The sequence below is a fragment of the Streptomyces sp. NPDC057271 genome, assembly GCF_042668715.1.
GTDB lineage: Bacteria > Actinomycetota > Actinomycetes > Streptomycetales > Streptomycetaceae > Streptomyces.
The window spans coordinates 38,728-57,084 of the sequence record NZ_JBHUYJ010000037.1 but is presented as its reverse complement, the minus strand read 5'-3'; the positions used below and the strand labels follow the sequence as shown (position 1 = coordinate 57,084).

General features: G+C 72.6%; 17 protein-coding genes and 2 pseudogenes. 7 read left to right on the top strand and 12 right to left on the bottom strand.

All coding sequences use genetic code 11. The annotated features are described in order from the left end of the window. Positions 1 to 52: 52 nt before the first annotated feature. Positions 53 to 982 carry an MBL fold metallo-hydrolase gene (locus ACFUJR_RS18940; RefSeq protein ID WP_383171950.1) on the bottom strand — a complete coding sequence of 310 codons (930 nt, stop codon included), beginning with the start codon at positions 980 to 982 and terminating at the stop codon, positions 53 to 55. Between the two features lie 99 nt (positions 983 to 1,081). Between ACFUJR_RS18940 and ACFUJR_RS18935 the strand changes: the two genes are divergently transcribed. Together ACFUJR_RS18935 and ACFUJR_RS18930 are read left to right on the top strand one after the other, a co-directional pair. After that, positions 1,082 to 2,101, top strand: a complete 1,020-nt coding sequence (locus ACFUJR_RS18935) for an AraC family transcriptional regulator (RefSeq protein ID WP_383171951.1) — start codon at positions 1,082 to 1,084, stop codon at positions 2,099 to 2,101. 141 nt (positions 2,102 to 2,242) lie between these two features. After that, the gene (locus tag ACFUJR_RS18930; protein WP_383171953.1) at positions 2,243 to 2,896 is read left to right on the top strand and encodes an HAD family acid phosphatase; all 654 of its coding nucleotides are present in this window, start codon (positions 2,243 to 2,245) and stop codon (positions 2,894 to 2,896) included. Positions 2,897 to 3,173: 277 nt separating this feature from the next. On the opposite strand, the gene ACFUJR_RS18925 is transcribed toward ACFUJR_RS18930, so the two are convergent. Together ACFUJR_RS18925 and ACFUJR_RS18920 are read right to left on the bottom strand one after the other, a co-directional pair. Next, a complete protein-coding gene (locus tag ACFUJR_RS18925) occupies positions 3,174 to 4,046 on the bottom strand; it encodes an endo alpha-1,4 polygalactosaminidase (protein WP_383171954.1) in 873 nt (290 codons plus the stop codon). A gap of 351 nt (positions 4,047 to 4,397) precedes the next feature. Then, positions 4,398 to 4,844 carry an SRPBCC family protein gene (locus ACFUJR_RS18920; RefSeq protein ID WP_383171957.1) on the bottom strand — a complete coding sequence of 149 codons (447 nt, stop codon included), beginning with the start codon at positions 4,842 to 4,844 and terminating at the stop codon, positions 4,398 to 4,400. Between the two features lie 451 nt (positions 4,845 to 5,295). Here ACFUJR_RS18920 and helR point away from each other — a divergent pair, with 451 nt between their 5' ends. The 3 genes from helR to ACFUJR_RS18905 all read left to right on the top strand — a co-directional run bounded on the left by helR (position 5,296) and on the right by ACFUJR_RS18905 (position 9,809). Further along, entirely contained in the window at positions 5,296 to 7,461 is a 2,166-nt protein-coding gene (helR, locus tag ACFUJR_RS18915; RefSeq protein WP_383171981.1) for an RNA polymerase recycling motor ATPase HelR, read from the top strand. A 154-nt stretch (positions 7,462 to 7,615) separates the two neighbouring features. Next, positions 7,616 to 8,971 (top strand): cytochrome P450, encoded by a 1,356-nt coding sequence (locus ACFUJR_RS18910; protein ID WP_383171959.1) that lies wholly within the window; start codon positions 7,616 to 7,618, stop codon positions 8,969 to 8,971. Between the two features lie 304 nt (positions 8,972 to 9,275). Next, positions 9,276 to 9,809 carry an NUDIX hydrolase gene (locus ACFUJR_RS18905; RefSeq protein WP_383171960.1) on the top strand — a complete coding sequence of 178 codons (534 nt, stop codon included), beginning with the start codon at positions 9,276 to 9,278 and terminating at the stop codon, positions 9,807 to 9,809. 4 nt (positions 9,810 to 9,813) lie between these two features. Here ACFUJR_RS18905 and ACFUJR_RS18900 read toward each other — a convergent pair. Further along, a pseudogene (locus tag ACFUJR_RS18900) lies at positions 9,814 to 10,101 on the bottom strand (SAM-dependent methyltransferase); the annotation flags it as partial. Continuing rightward, entirely contained in the window at positions 10,068 to 10,211 is a 144-nt protein-coding gene (locus tag ACFUJR_RS18895; protein ID WP_383171962.1) for a hypothetical protein, read from the bottom strand. The pseudogene ACFUJR_RS18900 and the gene ACFUJR_RS18895, both read right to left, overlap by 34 nt. A gap of 161 nt (positions 10,212 to 10,372) precedes the next feature. On the opposite strand from ACFUJR_RS18895, the pseudogene ACFUJR_RS18890 reads away from it, so the two are divergent. Next, positions 10,373 to 11,159 (top strand): annotated as a pseudogene (locus ACFUJR_RS18890) (SGNH/GDSL hydrolase family protein). A 42-nt stretch (positions 11,160 to 11,201) separates the two neighbouring features. Here ACFUJR_RS18890 and ACFUJR_RS18885 read toward each other — a convergent pair. Beyond that, the gene (locus ACFUJR_RS18885; protein WP_383171964.1) at positions 11,202 to 11,609 is read right to left on the bottom strand and encodes a DUF5997 family protein; all 408 of its coding nucleotides are present in this window, start codon (positions 11,607 to 11,609) and stop codon (positions 11,202 to 11,204) included. 58 nt (positions 11,610 to 11,667) lie between these two features. Between ACFUJR_RS18885 and ACFUJR_RS18880 the strand changes: the two genes are divergently transcribed. Further along, positions 11,668 to 12,435, top strand: coding sequence for a LysR family transcriptional regulator substrate-binding protein (locus ACFUJR_RS18880; protein ID WP_383171965.1), 768 nt, complete (start codon positions 11,668 to 11,670; stop codon positions 12,433 to 12,435). A 127-nt stretch (positions 12,436 to 12,562) separates the two neighbouring features. On the opposite strand, the gene ACFUJR_RS18875 is transcribed toward ACFUJR_RS18880, so the two are convergent. From ACFUJR_RS18875 to ACFUJR_RS18850, 6 genes are all read right to left on the bottom strand, one after another. Beyond that, entirely contained in the window at positions 12,563 to 13,747 is a 1,185-nt protein-coding gene (locus ACFUJR_RS18875; protein WP_383171967.1) for a cytochrome P450, read from the bottom strand. Then, entirely contained in the window at positions 13,737 to 14,444 is a 708-nt protein-coding gene (locus ACFUJR_RS18870; protein ID WP_383171968.1) for a tRNA-dependent cyclodipeptide synthase, read from the bottom strand. Before ACFUJR_RS18870 ends, ACFUJR_RS18875 begins: the two co-directional genes overlap by 11 nt. Before the next feature lie 340 nt (positions 14,445 to 14,784). Continuing rightward, entirely contained in the window at positions 14,785 to 15,594 is an 810-nt protein-coding gene (locus ACFUJR_RS18865) for a hypothetical protein (protein ID WP_383171982.1), read from the bottom strand. A 220-nt stretch (positions 15,595 to 15,814) separates the two neighbouring features. Further along, a complete protein-coding gene (locus ACFUJR_RS18860) occupies positions 15,815 to 16,120 on the bottom strand; it encodes a hypothetical protein (protein WP_383171970.1) in 306 nt (101 codons plus the stop codon). A 248-nt stretch (positions 16,121 to 16,368) separates the two neighbouring features. Further along, positions 16,369 to 16,713 (bottom strand): hypothetical protein, encoded by a 345-nt coding sequence (locus ACFUJR_RS18855; protein WP_383171971.1) that lies wholly within the window; start codon positions 16,711 to 16,713, stop codon positions 16,369 to 16,371. Positions 16,714 to 16,818: 105 nt separating this feature from the next. Further along, positions 16,819 to 18,354, bottom strand: coding sequence for a carboxylesterase/lipase family protein (locus ACFUJR_RS18850; RefSeq protein WP_383171972.1), 1,536 nt, complete (start codon positions 18,352 to 18,354; stop codon positions 16,819 to 16,821). Between the last annotated feature and the right edge of the window lie 3 nt (positions 18,355 to 18,357).

The following is an 18,357-nucleotide window of genomic DNA, read 5'->3' as shown; positions in this document are numbered from 1 at the left end:
GGCGGGCGTTTCCAGGCCGCCCCCACCCCCTTCGGCCGTCCGTCGGGCTTCGTCACGCCGGTCCGGACGGCGTGCCGTGAGCGGGCCATGGAGCGACGGAGAGGGCGCCGGCCTCGCGCCGGACCTCCACGATGCCGGTGCCGTTGAAGTGGGCGGGCACGACCAGTTCCCTTCCGGTGGCGGCTCGTTCGAGGACTCGCCGACGGCTCTTGACGGCTTCTGCCGGGTCCAGGCAGAAGCAGCTGTTGCAGGACGGCCTGAGGATCTGTACCGGACTGTGCAGGAGGTCGCCGACGAAGACCGCGCGGTCGCCGCCGGAGTCGAGCCGCAGCACGGCGGAGCCGGGAGTGTGGCCGGGTGCGGATTCCAGGGTGAGGTGCTCGTCGATGCGGTGGGTGCCGTCCCACAGCACGGCCTGGCCGGAACGGTGCACGGGCGCGATGCTGTCGTCGTAGACGAGCCGGTCGTCGGGGTGCCGCCCGGTTCCCCGGATGTTGTCCGGGCCGAAGTGGATGTCGTCGGCGGCCGGGATGAGGTAGCGCGCGTGGGGGAAGGTCGGGACCCACTCCCCCGCGGCGTCGGTGGTGTTCCAGCCGACGTGGTCGGCGTGGACGTGGGTGTTGACGACGATGTCGACGTCCTCGGGCCGGATGCCGGCGTGTGCCAGGCCTCCGAGGAAGTCGCCCTGCCAGTGGTGGAACTGGGGCGAGCCGGGCCGCTCGCGCCCGTTGCCGACTCCGGTGTCGATCAGGACGGTCCGCCCGGCGCTGCGGAGGACCCAGGTCTGCAGCGCCATCACCGCGTTGTCGCCGTCCGGGTCCCAGTGGTCCGGGGCGAGCCACGCCTCGTTGTCGCGCCACACCTCGGCCTCGGAATCGGGGACCAGGCCTCGGGCCGGGGCGAACGCGCCTCGCCATTCGACGACCCGGATGACCTCGACGTCTCCCAGCATCATGCGTCGCGGGCTCTGCGTGATGTTCATGTCCAGGACCTTAGGGACACCTCGCTGAGGCTCTCAATGCGTGTGCTGCTCCCGTGAATACGCATGCGTCTCACGGGTGAGGCCGGGGATAGTTGCGTCATGGATGTGGTGAGCGACGCTGTCGCGGCGGTACGCATGGGGCAGGCGGTGTCCGAGCGGGTGCGGGTGAGCGGGAGTTGGTGCGCGCGGTTCGCTCCGTACGACGGAGCGGGCTTCCATGTGGTGCTGGAGGGCGGCTGCTGGCTGCTGCCCGACGGCGGCACACCCGTCTCACTGGGCGTCGGGGACGCGGTCCTGTTGCCCCACGGTACGGGGCATGTGATCGCCGACTCCCCCGCCGACGCGGCGACCCTCGCACGGGCCATGCCGTTCGAGCGCTGGACGGGCGGTCCGCCGGGCCCGCGCCGGCTGCCCCGGTCCATGACTGGCGGAGTGGAGCTGCTGTGCGGCAAGTACCGCCTCGACCACAGCCGGGTCCATCCGCTCCTGGCGGAGCTGCCCACCGTCGTGCATCTGCCGAACCGGGTGGGTGACCACCCCGAACTGCGGGCGGCCATCGGTCTGCTGGGCGGCGAGCTGACCGCGGGGCGCCCGGGGACCGGCATCGCCGTCCCGAGCCTGGTGGACCTCCTGCTCGTCTACATGATCCGGGGCTGGGTGGACCAGGGCGGCGGCGCGTGGTCGGCTGCCCTGGGGGACCCTGTGACCGCCGCCGCGCTGCGTGCGCTGCACGCCGACCCGGCCGCCGCGTGGACCAACGAGCGGCTGGCCGCGGAGGCGGGGGTCTCGCGCCCCACTCTGGCGCGGCGCTTCACGTCTCTGGTGGGAAGGCCGCCGATGGCGTACCTCACCTGGTGGCGACTGACCCTGGCGGCCGGCGCGCTGCGCGACACCCGGGACTCCCTGGCCGCGATCGCACGTCGGGTCGGCTACGGAACCCCGTACGCGCTCTCGCACGCCTTCAGCCGCGAGTTCGGTACGACAACGGGCCGGTACCGGGCGCGGGCGGTGGGCGTCGACGGGCGGCGCGGGAAGGCGGGAGGGGCGGGGACGCCGAGGGAGGGCGGGGAAGCCGAGGGAGGTGCAGGTCCCGTGCGCGGGAAGGGAGTTGTGCGTTAACCGCGCGTGAGCGAGGAATTTCCTACCGGCCGGTAGACATGGCGTCGCGCAGGCGTGAATCTAGTCGCGAACATGCCAAACCGTCGTGTTCGTCCAGGCGCGTCCCACCGGACCTGCCTTCGTCCACAGGAGATCCCCCACATGCATCGCCACACCCTCCGGGTCAGAACGGCCCTGTCCACCGCCGCGGCCGTCGGCATCCTGGTCGCGTCCCCGGCCACGGCCATGGCCGCTCCCGCGACATCCGCGCCCGCCGCCGTGACCGCCGTGTCCACGGGCGGAATCGCCGACCTCGCCGGTGTCGACTACGGCACCTGGCGCCGCGACGTCAAGGCGGTGGTCGACCAGGCTCGCCCCTACATCGAGCAGCGCAGCTCGAACGCCGACGGCGAGAAGCAGGCGATCGTCCTCGACATCGACAACACGTCGCTGGAGACGGACTTCCACTTCTTCCTGCACCTGCCGACGCCGGCCGTGCAGGACGTCCGCGACCTCGCGAACTACGCGCACTCCCGCGGCGTGGCCGTCTTCTTCGTCACCGCGCGCCCCGGCATCATCCACGCGCTGACCCAGTACAACCTGAAGGCCGTGGGCTACCCCGTGTCCGGGCTCTACGTGCGCAGCCTGCCCGACCTCTTCGACGAGGTCAGCACCTACAAGACGGCCAAGCGCGCCGAGATCGAGGCGCGGGGCTACACGATCATCGCGAACATCGGCAACCGGCCCACCGACATCGTCGGCGGCCACGCCGAGCGGACGTTCAAGCTGCCGGACTACGACGGCAAGCTCTCCTGACACCCCCGCGCCCCCGGACCGGCCTGCTCACACGGGCCTCGGTCCGGGGGCGCGCGGCCGTGTCGCGCCGACGCGGACGACGGCACCGGTGACCGTCTGCAGGCCGCGTTTCCGCAACGTCTGCCGCCGGTCCTACGAGGACGCGGAGAGGCTGGACGCGCTCTGTGCGGCGCCGACGTCGGACTCCGACCCCCTCGTGCGGGCCGGCCGCCGGGAGCATGCTGGAACCGTGAACGGGACAGGGCGCGGCCAAGACCCCGCCATGACGCGGGTCTTTTCAGCAGGTGGCGCGGACGTAGCCGGTGTCGCCCGCAGGGCGGACGTCGGTGTCTCTCAGCACGATGGAGAGGGTGCTGCCCCAGCGCGCGCATGCACGGGAAAGGCCCTCGGGCTCGTACTCGACGACGAGCACACGGTTGTCGAAGGCCGTCGCGTACGGGGCGCATTCGTCGTACTGGCCACACTCCTCGGCGACCGCGAAGTCGAAGCCGATGTCCCGGCCCCGCGGCGCCAGATCGGCGGCGTTCTTCTGCCCGATCGCCAGTCCGGCCGTATGGGCGCGGCCGACGAGCAGCCGGGCGAAGGCGAGGTCGTGCTCGGGTGTGAGGCGGCCCTGGGAGCGTTCGTAGGAGTCGAGGTTGTCGGCCTCGACCGCCTGGTAGCCGGCGGTGGCGCAGCCGTCGATCCATGCGCCGACGATCGCGGCGAGCCGCTCGCGCTTGGCCGGGGTGGAGACGTCGAAGAGGGCCTCGTCCCAGTCCTGGTCGACGACCAGTTCCCCTGCGGCGTTCCGGAGGAGCAGGTCGGGGTGGTGCTCCTGCCACCACCCGGTGGCGTCCGGCTGGGCCTGGAAGGCGTTGACGTAGCAGATGTTGTAGAGCCCGTCGGCCGGCTTCGCCGTACGGTCGCGGGAGACCGCGCCCACTCCGGTGGGTGGCGGGTAGGGCCCGCCGATCTGGTAGTCGAACCCGACGTGAGGCTCGGGAAGAACAACCGCGCGGGGGGACGAGGGCCGGGGCGAGGGCGGGGCGGAGTCGCCGTCACCTCCGTCACCGGACGAGGCGCATCCGACCGCCGAGGCGGCGAGCACGCCGGCCAGGGTCAGAGCCGAAAGCGCGCTGCGGAGGGGACGGGATGCGCGGGCGATCACGGTGTGGTGCTCCTGGTGGTCGGTTCCTCGGGGCGGCGCACGGCCGCCCGCGATCCCTACGGTACGTGCGCCTTCCGGTCCGGCCGGCAGCGAACCGCCGGACCCACGACGGCTCGGCAACGCCTGCGTGAGATGCAAACGCCCACCCCACTCACGTATCTGAACGCGACTCATGTCCCACAGACCTGGCTGGGGCGCCCGAGGAGGGCGCCTTCGACGGGGTGGTCCGCGGGAACACCTTCGCCGAGAACCACGCCGGGACGTGTCGTGTACGCCTCCAGCACGGTGACGAACGCGGGCGGCGGCCTGACGAACGCCCAGGTCATGCCCTGAGCCGCGCGCAGGACGTCGTTACGACGCCTCCGCCGCCGCCTTGATGCGGCGGCCGAACGCGTCGGCGTCCTTGCGGGCGGCACCGAGCGCGAAGCCGACGAGGAGTCTGCCGAGCCCGTGGCCCTCCAGGACGTTGAAGATCCTGACCCTGGTTGCGCCGTCCGGAAGGGGTTCGAGGTCGTAGCCGCCTCGGGCGGCCGTCACGATGTTCTTCGAGATCTCGGCCCATCGGATCCGGTGCGGTGCGTCGAACTCGGTGATGCGGAACTCGCGCGCCGTCTTCATCCCGGCATCCTTCACCGTGCTGCGGAAGACGGTGCCCACGGCGGTCGGCGTGTCGGGGACGCGCTCGATCCTCTGCACCCGGGGGCTGAACTTCGGATCGTTGCGGCCGTCGGCGAGGAACGCGAACACCTCGTCGATGGGACGGTTCACGTCCGTCGTCGCCTCGAACTGTCCGGACATGAGCCCTCTTCCCGGTGTCTTCGCCGTCTGTCGGCGAGCGTACGGGAGGGGGTCACGCACCGCACTCCGGAGGGGTCGGACGGTCAGCGGGGCGTCCGCCGGACGCGCGCGGGCGCACCGCGGCGCGGAGCAGCGGCATGCCGCGGGCGTCGGCCGGACCGAGCCGTCCTTCGGCGGAGTCGTGCTTCACGGTTGGGGCGGTGAGGGCGTCGAGGAAGAGACCGGCCGGCGGAACCTCGTGAACGCTCCCCCGGGCGGCGCCGGCTGGCGGCGTGCTGCGGGGTGTGAGTCTGCCCGGACACCGCGGGCGATGAGGACGGGGAGGTGTACCCACTCCTGGCCACTCTCAACTTATAGCGCACAGGGGGGCTTGCGGCAAGGCCCCGCTGGTGCCGCACAATCGCCCTTCCAAGCCAGCCACCTGCGGACATAGGAGATTCACCCCGTGCGTGTGACCGCCCTGACCAGCAGTGCGTTCGAGCTTCCCGGCCACCTCTCCGTCAAGGCCGACCCGGCGCTGATCGGCCGTGACGAGCAGCACTTCGCGGCGATCGCGGAGAGCCTGGAGCAGACGGTCGCCGAACTGTCCGAGCGCCTCGACGCCACGCGGAGGGCGCCCGGCGGCGTCGGCCGCGAGGCGATGGACCGGGACGCGGAGATCCACCGCCTGAGCAACCGCCTGCGCACCCTGCGCCGCTTCGGTCTCGACCTGTGCCTCGGGCACGTCGTCACCGCCGACGACCCGGAGCCCGTGTACATCGGACGGCTGGGCCTCACCGACAGCAAGGGTCGCCGGCTGCTGCTCGACTGGCGCTCCCCCGCGGCCGAGCCGTTCTTCGCGGCCACGCACGCCGACCCGATGGGTCTGACGAGCCGCCGCAGGTACCGCTGGGCCCGCGGCCGGATCAGCGACTACTGGGACGAGGTGTTCACGACCGACGGGCTTGAAGGGCACGCCGCGCTCGACGACCAGTCCGCCTTCATCGCCGGCCTGGGCGCCACGCGGTCGCCCCGGATGCGCGACGTGCTCGCCACCATCCAGGCGGACCAGGACGCCATCATCCGGGCGGGATCCCGTGGCGCCCTCGTCGTCGACGGTGGTCCGGGTACGGGCAAGACGGTGGTCGCCCTCCACCGCACCGCCCACCTCCTCTACTCCGACCCGCGTCTGGGCCATCGCCGCGGCGGCGTGCTGTTCGTCGGGCCCCACCAGCCCTACCTCGCCTACGTGGAGGACGTGCTCCCCAGTCTCGGAGAGGAGGGGGTGAGGACCTGCACCGTGCGGGACCTCGTCGCGGAGGGCGCCGGGGCGCCGGTCGAGGCCGACCCGGAGGTGGCCCGTCTGAAATCGTCCGCGCACATGGTGAGGGCCATCGAGAAGGCCGTCGCGTTCTACGAGGAGCCGCCCGGCGAGGGCATGGACGTCACGACCGACTGGGGCGACTTCTGGCTGGGCGTCGAGGACTGGGCCGAGGCGTTCGCGGCACCGGAGCCGGGCACCCCGCACAACGAGGCGCGTGACCTGATCTGGGAGGAGCTGACCACGATCCTGCTGGGCAAGCTCGACGGGGACGTCTCCCCCGAGGTGTTCCAGAGGTCCCTCCGCAACGACCGGGAGCTGGCCGACGCCCTCCACGGCGCGTGGCCGCTGCTCCAGGCGACCGACCTCGTCGGGGATCTGTGGTCGGTCCCCGCCTATCTGCGCATGTGCGCCCCCTGGCTCGGTCCCGACGACGTCCGGAAGCTGCGGCGCGAGGACGCCCAGGCCTGGACGGTGTCCGACCTGCCCCTGCTGGACGCGGCGCGGCAGCGGCTGGGGGACCCGGAGGCGGCACGACGCAAGCGGCGGCACCTGGCCGCTGTGTCCGCCGAGCGCGAGCGGATGGCCCGGGTGATCGACGAGATCATCACGACCGCCGACATCGACCAGGCCGGCGACGAGAGCGAGGGCGCGGTGAGGATGCTGCGTGGAAAGGACCTCCAGGACAGCCTGATCGACGCGACCGCCCTGCCCGGCACCGACCGGGACCTGCTCGCGGGTCCGTTCGCGCACATCGTCGTGGACGAGGCTCAGGAACTGACCGACGCGGAGTGGCAGATGCTGCTCCTGCGCTGCCCCTCCCGGAGCTTCACCATCGTGGGCGACCGTGCCCAGGCCCGGCACGGGTTCACGGAGTCGTGGGTGGAGCGGCTCGAACGGGTCGGGCTCGACCGGATCGAGGTGGCCTCTTTGGGCATCAACTACCGGACGCCGGAGGAGGTCATGGCGGAGGCCGAGCCGGCGATCCGGGCCGCGCTCCCGGACGCCAATGTGCCGACCTCCGTCCGCAGCAGCGGCGTGCCCGTCGTCCACGGATCCGTCGCGGACCGTGACGCAGTCCTCGACGAGTGGCTGTCCGGGCATGCCGAAGGGACCGCCTGCGTCATCGGCGACCCCGCGTTCCGGGAGACGTCCCGCGTCCGCTCGCTGACGCCCGAGCTGTCGAAGGGTCTTGAGTTCGATCTGGTCGTCCTCGTCGATCCGGAGGCGTTCGGCCCGGGCATCGAGGGAGCGGTGGACCGATATGTCGCGATGACCCGGGCGACGCAGCTGCTGGTCGTCCTGACGGGCTCCTGACCCGGGAGTGACGGCTCAGGGTTCCGGTCCCGCGGTGTGCGGGGCCGGCCGGTGCCCCTCTGCGTGGCACCGCCTCTGGCCTGGGCGGATCCCCGCGTGATCCGTCGCACAGACCGGCCGGTAGGCGTACGCCCGCGTGCTAGCGTCCGCGAGCGTGACATCCGCCCTCGGCGGGCCCGGGCCCGCCTCTCCGACGGGTCCGGCCGGCCCCTGCCCGTACGGTGGCGGCGCCGGCTCCGCGCCCACCCCGAGTCCGCTGCACGACCGGATCGAGCTGCTCGACCTGTTCGGCGAGGAGTTCGTCGCCGATCCCCACCCCTGGCTGGACGCGCTGCGGACCGAGGCGCCGGTCCATCACGATGCCGCCACCGGGCTGTGGCTGGTCAGCCGGTACGAGGACATCCGCCGGGTCCTGCTCGCTCCCGAGGCGTTCCGGCCGGACAACGCCCAGCACGCGGTCACTCCGCTGTCCGTTCCGGCGCTGCGGCTGCTCGCCCGCGCGGGGTTCCGGCTGCGGCCCGCCCTGGCCAACAACGCGACGGAGAGCCACGCCGGACTGCGCCGCGTGGTCACGCGGTTCTTTAACGCCCAGCGGGTCGCCGCGGCGGTGCCGGTGATCGAGCGGGTCGCCGGCGAACTGCTCGACAGCGTACGGGCGGAGCTCGACGCACGGGGTACCGGCGACCTCTTCGGCGCGTTCGCGCACACGCTGCCCTGCCGGGTCATGATGGAGCTCCTGGGGATCGACGGTCTCGATCCCGTGACCCTGGTGCGCTGGAGCGACGCCTCGCTGGAGCTGTTCTACGGTCGGCCGACTGCCGAGCGGCAGGTCGAACTCGCCGCGCTCGTCGGCGAGTTCCACAAGTGGCTGACGTCGGTGGTCACCGACCGCAAGGCCGCGCCGGACAGCTTCGTCGGGGCGCTCGCCCGCCACCGTCTGCCCGACGGCGAGGCGGTGGACGTGCACACGGCGGTCGGTGCGTGCTTCTTCGTCTTCATCGCCGGGCAGTCCACGACCGGCCAGCTCATCGCGACGGTCCTGCGCAGCGCCCTCGCCGAACCCGGGCTGTGGCGGCGCGTGGCACACGAGGAGGGGCTGGCCGAGGCGTGGGTCGAGGAGGTGCTGCGCCGCGAGCCGCCCGTGACGACCTGGCGCCGGGTGACGGCGGCTCCGGTGGAGCTGGGCGGCGTACGGCTCCCCGCCGGCGCCGAGTTGCTGCTGATGCTCATGGGCAGCGGCTCCGACACGGAGGTCTTCGAGGCCCCGGACCGGCTGCTCCCCTCGCGGGCCAACGTCCGCCATCATCTGTCGTTCGGGGCGGGCCGTCACCGGTGCCCGGGCGCGTCCCTGGCGCGTACGGAAGCGGCGGTGGCCCTCAAGGCGGCGGCCGGCCGTCTCCCCGGACTCCGACTCACCCCGGGTGCTCCGCCTCCGCCCGTCCTGGACCTGCTCTCGTTCCGCGCACCGCTGGAAGTTCGGGTGAGTGACGCCTTGTCCGCAGGAGTCTGAGGCGCTCAAGCACACGGCGGTGATTGCCGCTGCCGTCCTGGTCCTCGCGATCCTCCCGGCCGGCGGCGCATGCTGGACGGGGCCGAGACCTCGGGGAGCGCCGACGACACGGCCTCGCGTACGACGGCGGCCCGGCCCCGCTCACGGCTCCGCCGCGTCGGGCACCCGATGGCTCGCCGTCATCCCCGGGGGTCGGCGGTCCGCTCGCGCCCCACCGGCTCCGGGGCGGCCGCCGAAGCGTCCAGCCGGACATGGTGTTGGCTGGCAGGCGACACCATGCCCCGCGTCCGTACGAGGAGTCGACATGTTCCCCCCCGACCGGCAGCCCCGGCGCCCAGACCCGCATCCGGACCCGCGCCCGGGCCCGCCCCACCGCAACGCCCAGCCTCCGACCGCCCAGGCGTCGCTCGGCGCCGGTGTCGTGGTGACCGACGGGGCCGGGCGGGTGCTCCTGGGGCTGCATCCCAGCGGGGCGTGGGAGCTGCCCGGCGGGAAGGTCGATCCGGGCGAGTCCATCGAGTCTGCGGCGGTCCGTGAACTCGCCGAGGAGACCACGCTGGTGGCCGACGCCGCCGATGTGGACGTCATCGGGATCCTGCTGGACTCGCTGACCTCGACGGAGCTCACCCGCCTGACGGCGGTGGCGGTCGTACGGGCCTTCAGCGGCACTCCGGCCGTGGCGGAGCCGGACAAGATCCGGCGCTGGGAGTGGACCGCGCTCGACCGTCTCCCCGAGCCGCTGTTCACGCCGTCCGCCCAGGCCCTCAGGACGTGGTGCCCCGAACTGCCCATCGCGGAGGGGCCGTTCCACCGCTATCACGTGGTGCCGGGCCGCTGACGGATCACGCCTCGGCGATCAGCGCGTACCGCTCGTCGTCCACCCGCTTCCCCCACAGATCGGCGTCCGCGTCCCCGTCGAGGGGATCGACGCGGAGACGGGCGACGAGCGGGCGAACGGCCGCGGCCAGGGCCTCGGCGCCGATGCCGCCGTGCCACGGCAGGGCCTCGGCTCCGGCGACGTACGGTACGCCGCTCTGCCCCGGCTCCCGCCAGCGCCCCTCGACGAGCACGAGCCGACCGCCCGGCCGCAGGCGACTCACCCATGCGCACAGCGCGGCCTCGGGGTCGGGGCCCAGGCCTCGTGGGTGCGGTCGGAGCGCAGTCCGTGGTCGGGTTCGTCGTCGAAGGTCGAGGCGGCGGAGTCCCCGTAGGCGGCGATGGTCTCGGTACGGTAGGTCATCCGACGATCTTGGCAGCGGGCACTGACAGCGGCCCGGGCGCCGCGGTCGCGTGCGGAGAGACCTCGAGGAAACCTAGTCGCGGAACTTAATAGGTACGGTGTTGAATACCGTCGAGGTGTGCCGCCGAGGGCACGCCGCCGCACGGAGGAGCGAGAGGCTCATGCACACCGGCCCGTACACGCGCTACGTCGCCCTGGGAGACAGTCAGACCGAAGGTCTCGGGGACGGCGACGACGCCACCGGTCTCCGTGGCTGTGCCGATCGGCTCGCCGAGCTGATGGCGGCGAGCAGCCCCGGGCTGACGTACGCCAATCTGGCCGTACGGGGCCGTCTCGCGGGTCAGGTCCACGCCGAGCAGCTCGGGCCGGCTCTGGCGCTGCGGCCGGACGTGGCCACCGTGGTCGCCGGGATGAACGACCTGCTCCGGCCCCGCTTCGACGCGGACGAGGTGGCCGGTCATCTGGAGACGATGTTCGCCCGGCTCACCGCCCAGGGCGCCCGGGTGGCGACGGTGACGTTCCCTGACGCGGGGCGGGTCATCCCGCTCGCCCGGCCGCTCGGCTCACGCGTCCTCGCGCTCAACGACCGCATCCGTGAGGCGGCGGCGCGGCACGGCGTCGCGGTGGCCGAGACCTTCCACCATCCGGTGGTGACGGACTCCCGGCTGTGGAGCGCGGACCGGCTGCACGCGAGTCCGCTCGGTCATGAACGGATCGCCGCCGCGGTGGCCGACGCACTCGGCATCCCCGGCAGCGACGACGCCTGGACCCGTCCGCTGCCCGAGGGGACGGGCCCGGTGCCGTCCGCCCCGCGCAGGGCCCTCGACGAGGCGCGGTGGGTCGCGGGCTTCCTCGGCCCGTGGCTCGGAAGGCGCCTGCGCGGCCGCTCCTCGGGGGGAGGGCCGCACGGCGAAGCGTCCCGAGCTGGTGCCGGTCCTGGCCGGATGAGGGACGGCGCGTACCGCACCGCTCACTCGGCGCGGGGAGACGTCAGGAGTCCGAGCGGTCGGCGGCCTTCGCCGCCTTCTCGGCCTGCTTCTCCTTGATGCGGACCGCTTCCTTGCGGACCTCGGCCTGCGTGGCGCGCTCCTTCTGGAGCCACTCGGGGTCGTCGGCCTTCAGCGCCTCGATCTGCTCGGTGGTGAGGGCCTCCGTGATGCCGCCCCGGGCGAGTCCGGAGATGGAGATGCCGAGCTTCGCCGCGATCACCGGACGCGGGTGGGGGCCGTTGCGCCGGAGTTCGCGGAGCCACTCGGGCGGATCGGTCTGCAGGGCGTTCAGCTCGGTGCGCGAGACGACACCCTCCTGGAACTCGGCGGGGGTGGCCTCGAGGTACACACCCAGCTTCTTCGCCGCGGTCGCGGGCTTCATCGTCTGGGCGGTCTGGTGCGACGTCATGGTGTCAAGGGTATCGAGCGTGTGAGCTACCTCTGACCACGACCGGTAACCTGGCGGAGTGACTGGCCAGGAAGAACCCTCCTCGTTCCGGCTCGCGTACGTACCGGGAGTGACGCCCACCAAGTGGGTGCGGGTCTGGAACGAGCGTCTGCCGGACGTCCCGCTGACCCTCGTCCAGGTGCCGGCCGCCGAGGCGGACGAGCTGCTGCGGACCGGCGGCGCCGACGCCGGGCTCGTACGCATGCCGGTCGACCGTACGGAGCTCAGCGCGATCCCCCTCTACACCGAGACGACCGTGGTCGTGGTTCCTAAGGACCATGTGGTGGCGGCGGTCGAGGAGGTGTCGCCCGCGGAGCTGGCGGACGAGATCGTGCTGCACCCGCTCGACGACACCCTCGACTGGGAGCGTCCGCCGGGGCAGCCGGCGATCGAACGCCCTGCGACGACGGCGGACGCGATCGAGCTCGTCGCGGCGGGTGTGGGTCTGCTCGTGGTTCCGCAGTCGCTCGCGCGGCTGCACCACCGCAAGGACCTCACCTACCGGCCACTGTCGGACACCCCGGAGTCGCGGGTCGCTCTCTCCTGGCCGCAGGCCGAACCGACGCCAGACCTGGTGGAGGAGTTCATCGGGATCGTTCGCGGGCGGACGGTCAACAGCACTCGCGGCCGTGCCGCGACACCCCCGCAGCCGAAGGCCAAGGCGAAGCGTCCGGAGAAGAGCGGCAGGCCCGCCGACAAGAGTCCCCGGTCCGGTTCCGGCGGCGCGAAGGGTTCGAAGGGCGTCAAGCGCGGCAGCAAGCCCGGCAGACCCCGCCGCAGGTCGTAGAGGTCTCACCCTTCGCCGAGGGCACGCCCACGGCGCCGCCCGCCGCCGACACACCGTCGCCCCCGGCGGGTGGCCGGGGGCGACGACGGTCGGCGTACGTGCGCGTACGGATCGGGTCACACGGGGATCACCAGGCGACCGGCAGCCGTTCGGGGATGCGCTTCATGAAGCGGGTGCGCCAGACGAGTTGGTCGAGCGGCACCGCGAGGTGCAGGTCGGGCATACGGTCGAGCAGGATCTCCAGGGCGATCTCGGTGTGCCGCTTTCCGAGCGCGGTGGCCGGGCAGTAGTGACCGCCTCCGCCGAAGGAGAGGTGGGTGTCGGCGTTCGGACGGTCGATGTCCACGGTGTGCGGGTCGGGGAAGACCGCCGGGTCGGTGTTGGCTGCCTCCACGAGGACGAGGAGGAGTTCCCCCTTCCGTACGTCGACGTCTCCGAGCGTGACGTCCTCCAGGGCGAGGCGCGGAAGGCCGTCGGCGATGGACAGGTTGACCCGGAGCAGCTCGTCGACGGCGGCGGGGATCCGTTCCGGCTCCTCGCGGAGCCGCTCCCGGACGTCGGGGTTCTGGAGCAGGGAGAAGAGGGCCATGGTGAGGAAACCCATGGTGGAGATCACGCCCGCGCCGAAGAAGGTGACGCCGACCGTGGCGAGCATCTCGTCGGTCAGATGGGCGTAGTCGGGGTTCCCTCGCAGGGCGGCGAGTTCGGCCATGAGGCCGGTGGTCGCCGGGTCGTCGAGGCGCTCGATCATGTAGGCGATGTCGCGGTCCCAGTTGAGCCGGGCGCCCGTGACGGGGCAGGCCGAGTTCATGAACGCGATGTCCAGGCTGGCGGCGAGGCGCGGTGCGTCGGACTCGGGTATGCCGAGGATCCTGCAGTGCAGGTGCTCCGCGTACGGGCTGGTGAACCGGGAGCGGAGGTCCACCGGCGGTCCGTACGCGAGGAGTTCGTCGACGAGCTCGGAGGCGTGGCGGCGCATCCAGTCGGTGAGGCCGTCGTTCTTGGGGTTGATGGCCTTGAGGACGGCCTTGCGGAGCCCCGCACCGGTGATGTTCCCCATGTTGTTGACCACCTCGGGCGGGATGGTCAGCGCGTACTGCCGGGGCACTCCGGGGGCGGAGGTGTCCTTGAGCGAGAACCTCGGGTCTTCGAGGACCTGCTTGCAGAGCGCATAGGAGGAAACCAGCCAGGCCTCGTCGCCGGCGATCGTACGGACCCGTTTGACCGGCTCGGCGCGCAGGGACTCGATCTCCGGGGGCAGGCGGTCGCCCCGGGCGGAGAACGGGAAGTCGATCAGCGTCTCAGTGGTCATCGTGGTCTCCGAGGATCGCGGTGACGATGGCGTGGCCCTGGTTGCGGGAGGCGCGCAGTCCGGAGCCCCGTGAGTAGAGGAGTTCGGCCATCGGCAGGAGCTGGTGGTAGCAGTTGAGGGAGGAGGGGACACCGAGGATGGCGGGGGTGTCCAGGAAGAGCGGCGCCTCGGCGCAGATGTACTGGAGACAGACCTCGCGCTGGCGGGCGGTGGGTGCCTGTCCTTCGAGGACCTTGGAGGAGAGGAAGGCCGAGACGAGCATGTCGCACGTGGCGAGGAACTCGGCGTCGGTGGCGAGCAGGTCGTCCAGGTGTTTGCGCAGGTGCCGGTAGGCGGGGATGTCGAGGAGCGCCGACATGGGGCGCCCTCGGAGCCGTTCGCCGCCGGGGTCGGTGGCGGCGACGGCGTTGTTGACCTTGGCGCGTACGCCGCGGAGGTTCTTGACCGTCTTGCGGCGGGCCTCGTCCGGCGGGTAGCCGAGGGCCTCGTACATGTCGGCGACGTGCAGGTCGGTGTAGATGAGGTCGACCTGCTCGAAGTTGCGGAGTCCCCAGGCGGCGAGGTCGGCCACCCGCTGGGCGGAGAAGTAGCCGTTGCCTGGGGAGATGCCGATGACCGCGTGGGCGCCTTCGGTGTGGATCACTTGGCAGTGCTGCGTGTACGGCTGGACCTTGAAGCTGTCGGTCGCTGTCGTCAAGTGAAGAGATGTCCTTCGTCGCCGCTAGTCCCGTGGGGGCCGTGTGCCCCTGGTGTGGCGGCGACGGCATGAAGTTACCGGCGATCTCCGGAGAGTGACGATTCCGATCGAGACGTGACCGGAAGTCGTCTGTACATGGCGGAAAATGGCGCACTATTCCGCACTGGGGCGTCGCGTTCCGGCCAATATCTCGCTGAAGGCCGTCGCCAGCACCGGCCTCGCCCCGACTCGAACTCCGCCGACACCCGGGCCCCTGGCGGGTGCGGGCTGCGGGCCAACGGGCGCTGACGGCAGCTGCCAGCGCCCGTCAGCGCCCGTCAGCGCCTCTCAGGGCTGAGGGTCAGCGACCGATCTCGGCGGCCGGCCCCATGACGATGACCGGCTCCTTGGCGGGGTCGAGGGCGCGCAGGAGCTCGCGCATGACGTCGGCGGTCAGGGAGATACAGGCCTGGGTTGGGCCGCCGTGGTCGACGTGGATCCAGACGCCCCCGCCGCGGTCCTCCCCGAGCGGCCGCTCCCTGTTCAGGGGAGTCGTTCCGGGGACACGGTTGTAGTCGATGGCGACGACGTAGTCGAAGGAGCCCTCCAGGGGCTCACCGAGGAATCCGGTGCCCGGGGAGACGAACTGCTCGTCCTGGTCGTACGGCAGCTTCGAGCCGGGGTCGGGCAGTCGGCCGCCTGCGTCCCCGAGCCCGAACACGCCGATCGGGGTGCGCAGATCGCCGGCCCAGTGGTCGTCCGTCCAGCCGCGCAGGGCGTTGTGCGCGGGCCAGGGCCCGCCCGTGCGCTGCCATCGTCCCGCGGCGTCCCGTTCGTAGAGCACGGCGGTGGCCTTGCTGGTGTCCAGGGCCCCGCCCGTGACGACGAACGCCTGCTTCGTACCGTCCGGGATCCGCTTCAGCATCGTGGGACCGACACCGGGCGGGCCGGCGGGTCCCTTCGGTCCGGTCACGGTGGTCCCGGGCGCACCGAGAGCGCCGGGGGCACCAGGCGCACCGGGGGCGCCGGAGCCGCCGCGTTCCGCCGCGGCTGTCCCGGGGGACGGCGCTGCCTCGGGCGACCGGGGCGAGGCGGCCGGACCCGCGTTCTTGGCCGCGGCGCGCGCTCCGGGCGCGGCGGCCGGAGCGGGTTCTTCCGCCGACACCTTCATGTAGCCGATGACCGCGAGTGTCGCGCAGATCGCGGCGGCCACCACGCGCGGGCCGGTGCGGACGTTCCTGACAGGCATGGGGCAGCATCCTCCGACGCTGGGGACGGCAATGCCGCGATACGTACCCGATCCGGATCCGCGCCTGTCGGATGAACGGCGTACTCACCCGACCGGGGCACAGCGGACGGCGTGTCACGGTCCGCCCTGATCTGAACGACCGTCAGGAGGGTGCGCCGCCCCGGACGTTCCGCCACCGGGGCGTCCCGTCGTCCGGCCGGTCGGGGCCGGCGACGTGGGACGGGACTCCGCGCCGCTCGGCGAGGGCGTGACCTGCGCGCCGGGCCCCCTCGGCCTCGGGCCACGGCGAGACCGTGCCGTCGAAGAGCCGGATGTCACCGCCGTGCCGGATCACGGCCGGCCGGTGAGGGACCTCCGGCTCGTCCGTGACGACGACGAGGTCCACCATCCAGCCGAACGTGTCTCCGTCCCAGAGCGCCTCGACCGCCGCGGGGCGCCCCGGCAGCATCGCGGCCCGCGCGGCGAGCGCAGCCGCGAGCGGCTCCGTGGGCCCGGTCCCAGGCTCGGGCCGAGCTCGCCGTAGCGCTCGTCCACCATGTCGAGCGTCTCGTGCAGACCTGGCAGGGACTCCTCGGGGAGGGCGTCCCGCACCTCCTTGACCGCCATGACGGGGCGGTCGAGGCGTATGTGGGCGTCGACCGCCCGGCGGACACCGAGCGGGAGCAGGGTCCAGATCTCCGAGTTCATGATCCCTTGTCAGGCGGTGGCGACAGGGGTCTCGTCGAGCTCCCAGGCGTGGCGCTTGAAGTCACGGACGAAGTCGGGGTGGTCCTCCCAGTTGCGGGCGACGCGGCGCAGGACGTCCCAGTTGTGCTCCAGGGCCTGGTCGATGATGTGACGGAGCGCCGGGTCGGCCGCGGCCCGCTGGTCGGCGAGGCCCTTGACCGCCGCCGCCGCCTTCACGGTGCCGAGGAGGGCCCGCAGCGCGCGGGAGGTGTCGTCCATGCCGAATCCGTGATCGCTGCCGTTCTCGGGGTCGAACAGCGGCCGGAGCCGGTCCTCGATGAACGCGGTGATCCGCTCGAAGTGCTGGACGTCCATCGGGTTCTCCCAGTCCTGCCGTCACCCCCGCGGGGTGACGGCCTGTCGCGTGCTTCCGTGGTCCGCGCGGTGTTTCGTCCGCGCCCGCCGATTATCCCGTCCCGGCTACGGAAGTGACGGCGGGGCCGTCCGTACGCCGTCCCAGAGGGCGTACGCGGGCGCCGCGCCCTCCGTGCGGTCGCCGGGCACGTCCCAGACGTGGACGGCCCGTGCGGTGGTGTCGGCCGGCGAGGGTGTGAGCGGGACGGTGAGCGGGGCCCATCCCGGGTCTCCGCCGGCGGCGAAGGCGGTCCAGGCGTGGACCATCCGCCGAGAGAGGGCCCGGTCGTCGGCGTCGGCGGGGCCACCGGTCAGGAAGTCGACGCCGGTGGCGTCCAGGGTGCCGAAGGCGAAGGGCACGTCGGCGGCGTGCCAGGCGCGCACCGGGCTGCCGTCGGGGCGGGTACGGCGCCGGTCGAAGCGGGACAGGAACGTGCGGCCCGCCCCGGCGCGGGCGTGGGCCTCGGCGAGGCGGACGGTGGGCACGGAGAAGACCGCGTCGCCCGCGAGAGCCAGGAACACGTCGAGTACCGGCGCCCCGGGCATGAGGGCGCGGTAGGCGGCGACGAGGGCCGGGGGAAGACCGTGGTCGGCGGCGAACCGGGCGAGTCCGTCGTCGGTGGTGACGGTCGGCATGCTGCCGACCTGGTGCATCAGCCAGTACTCCTCGGTGGTGTGGCAGACGAGGAGGTCGACCGGGCGTGCCGCGCCGTCCCGGGCCGGGGCCTCGACCGGGTCCCGGGTCAGCAGCACGCCGTCGAGGACGGGGCCGTAGAGGACGGTGTCGTAGTGGAGGTGTCCGGAGGCGGGATCGCCGGCGTACCGCGCCACCACGCGGTCCGAGGCTTCGACGAGCGCCTGCGGGGTCGCGGCGAGCAGGCCGTCGGCGGTGGGGGCGACGCCCGCCGCGTCGGCCACCTCGCGGGCCAGGCGTTCGGCGAGCTCCGGCGGGAAGAAGGCGTCGGGGACGCTGTGGGCGATGGCGCGGCGGAAGAGGCCGTCGGCCCGTGCGCTGCTCATCAGAGAGGCGATCGAGCCACCGCCCGCGGACTGTCCGGCCACGGTGACGTTGTCCGGGTCGCCTCCGAAGGCCGCGATGTTGTCGCGCACCCACTCCAGTGCGGCGATCTGGTCGAGCAGCCCGCGGTTGCCGGGGAATCCGGGCACGTGCCCGAAGCCTTCGAAGCCGAGACGGTAGTTGCAGGTCACCACGACCGTGCCGGCGCGTGCCAGGGCGGATCCGTCGTAGTCCGGCTGGGCGGAGGAGCCGAAGGTGTAGGCGCCGCCGTGAATCCAGAAGAGGACGGGCAGCGGCTCGGGAGTCCCGGCCGGGGCCCAGACGTTGAGCGTGAGGACGTCTTCGTCGCCCGGGCGCCAGACCGGGGAGCCGGGCAGCTCCGCCGACTGCGGGGCGACGGCGCCGAACCCGGTGCACTCCCGTACGTCGTCCCATGCCTCCGCGGGCCTCGGCGCCCGGAACCGCCCGGCGCCGAAGGGCGGTGCGGCGTACGGGATGCCCAGCGTGGTCCGCAGCCCGTCGGCGACCGTGCCGCGCACGGGCCCTCGCTTCGTCACGACGGTGTGGCCGGTACCCGCACGCACAGG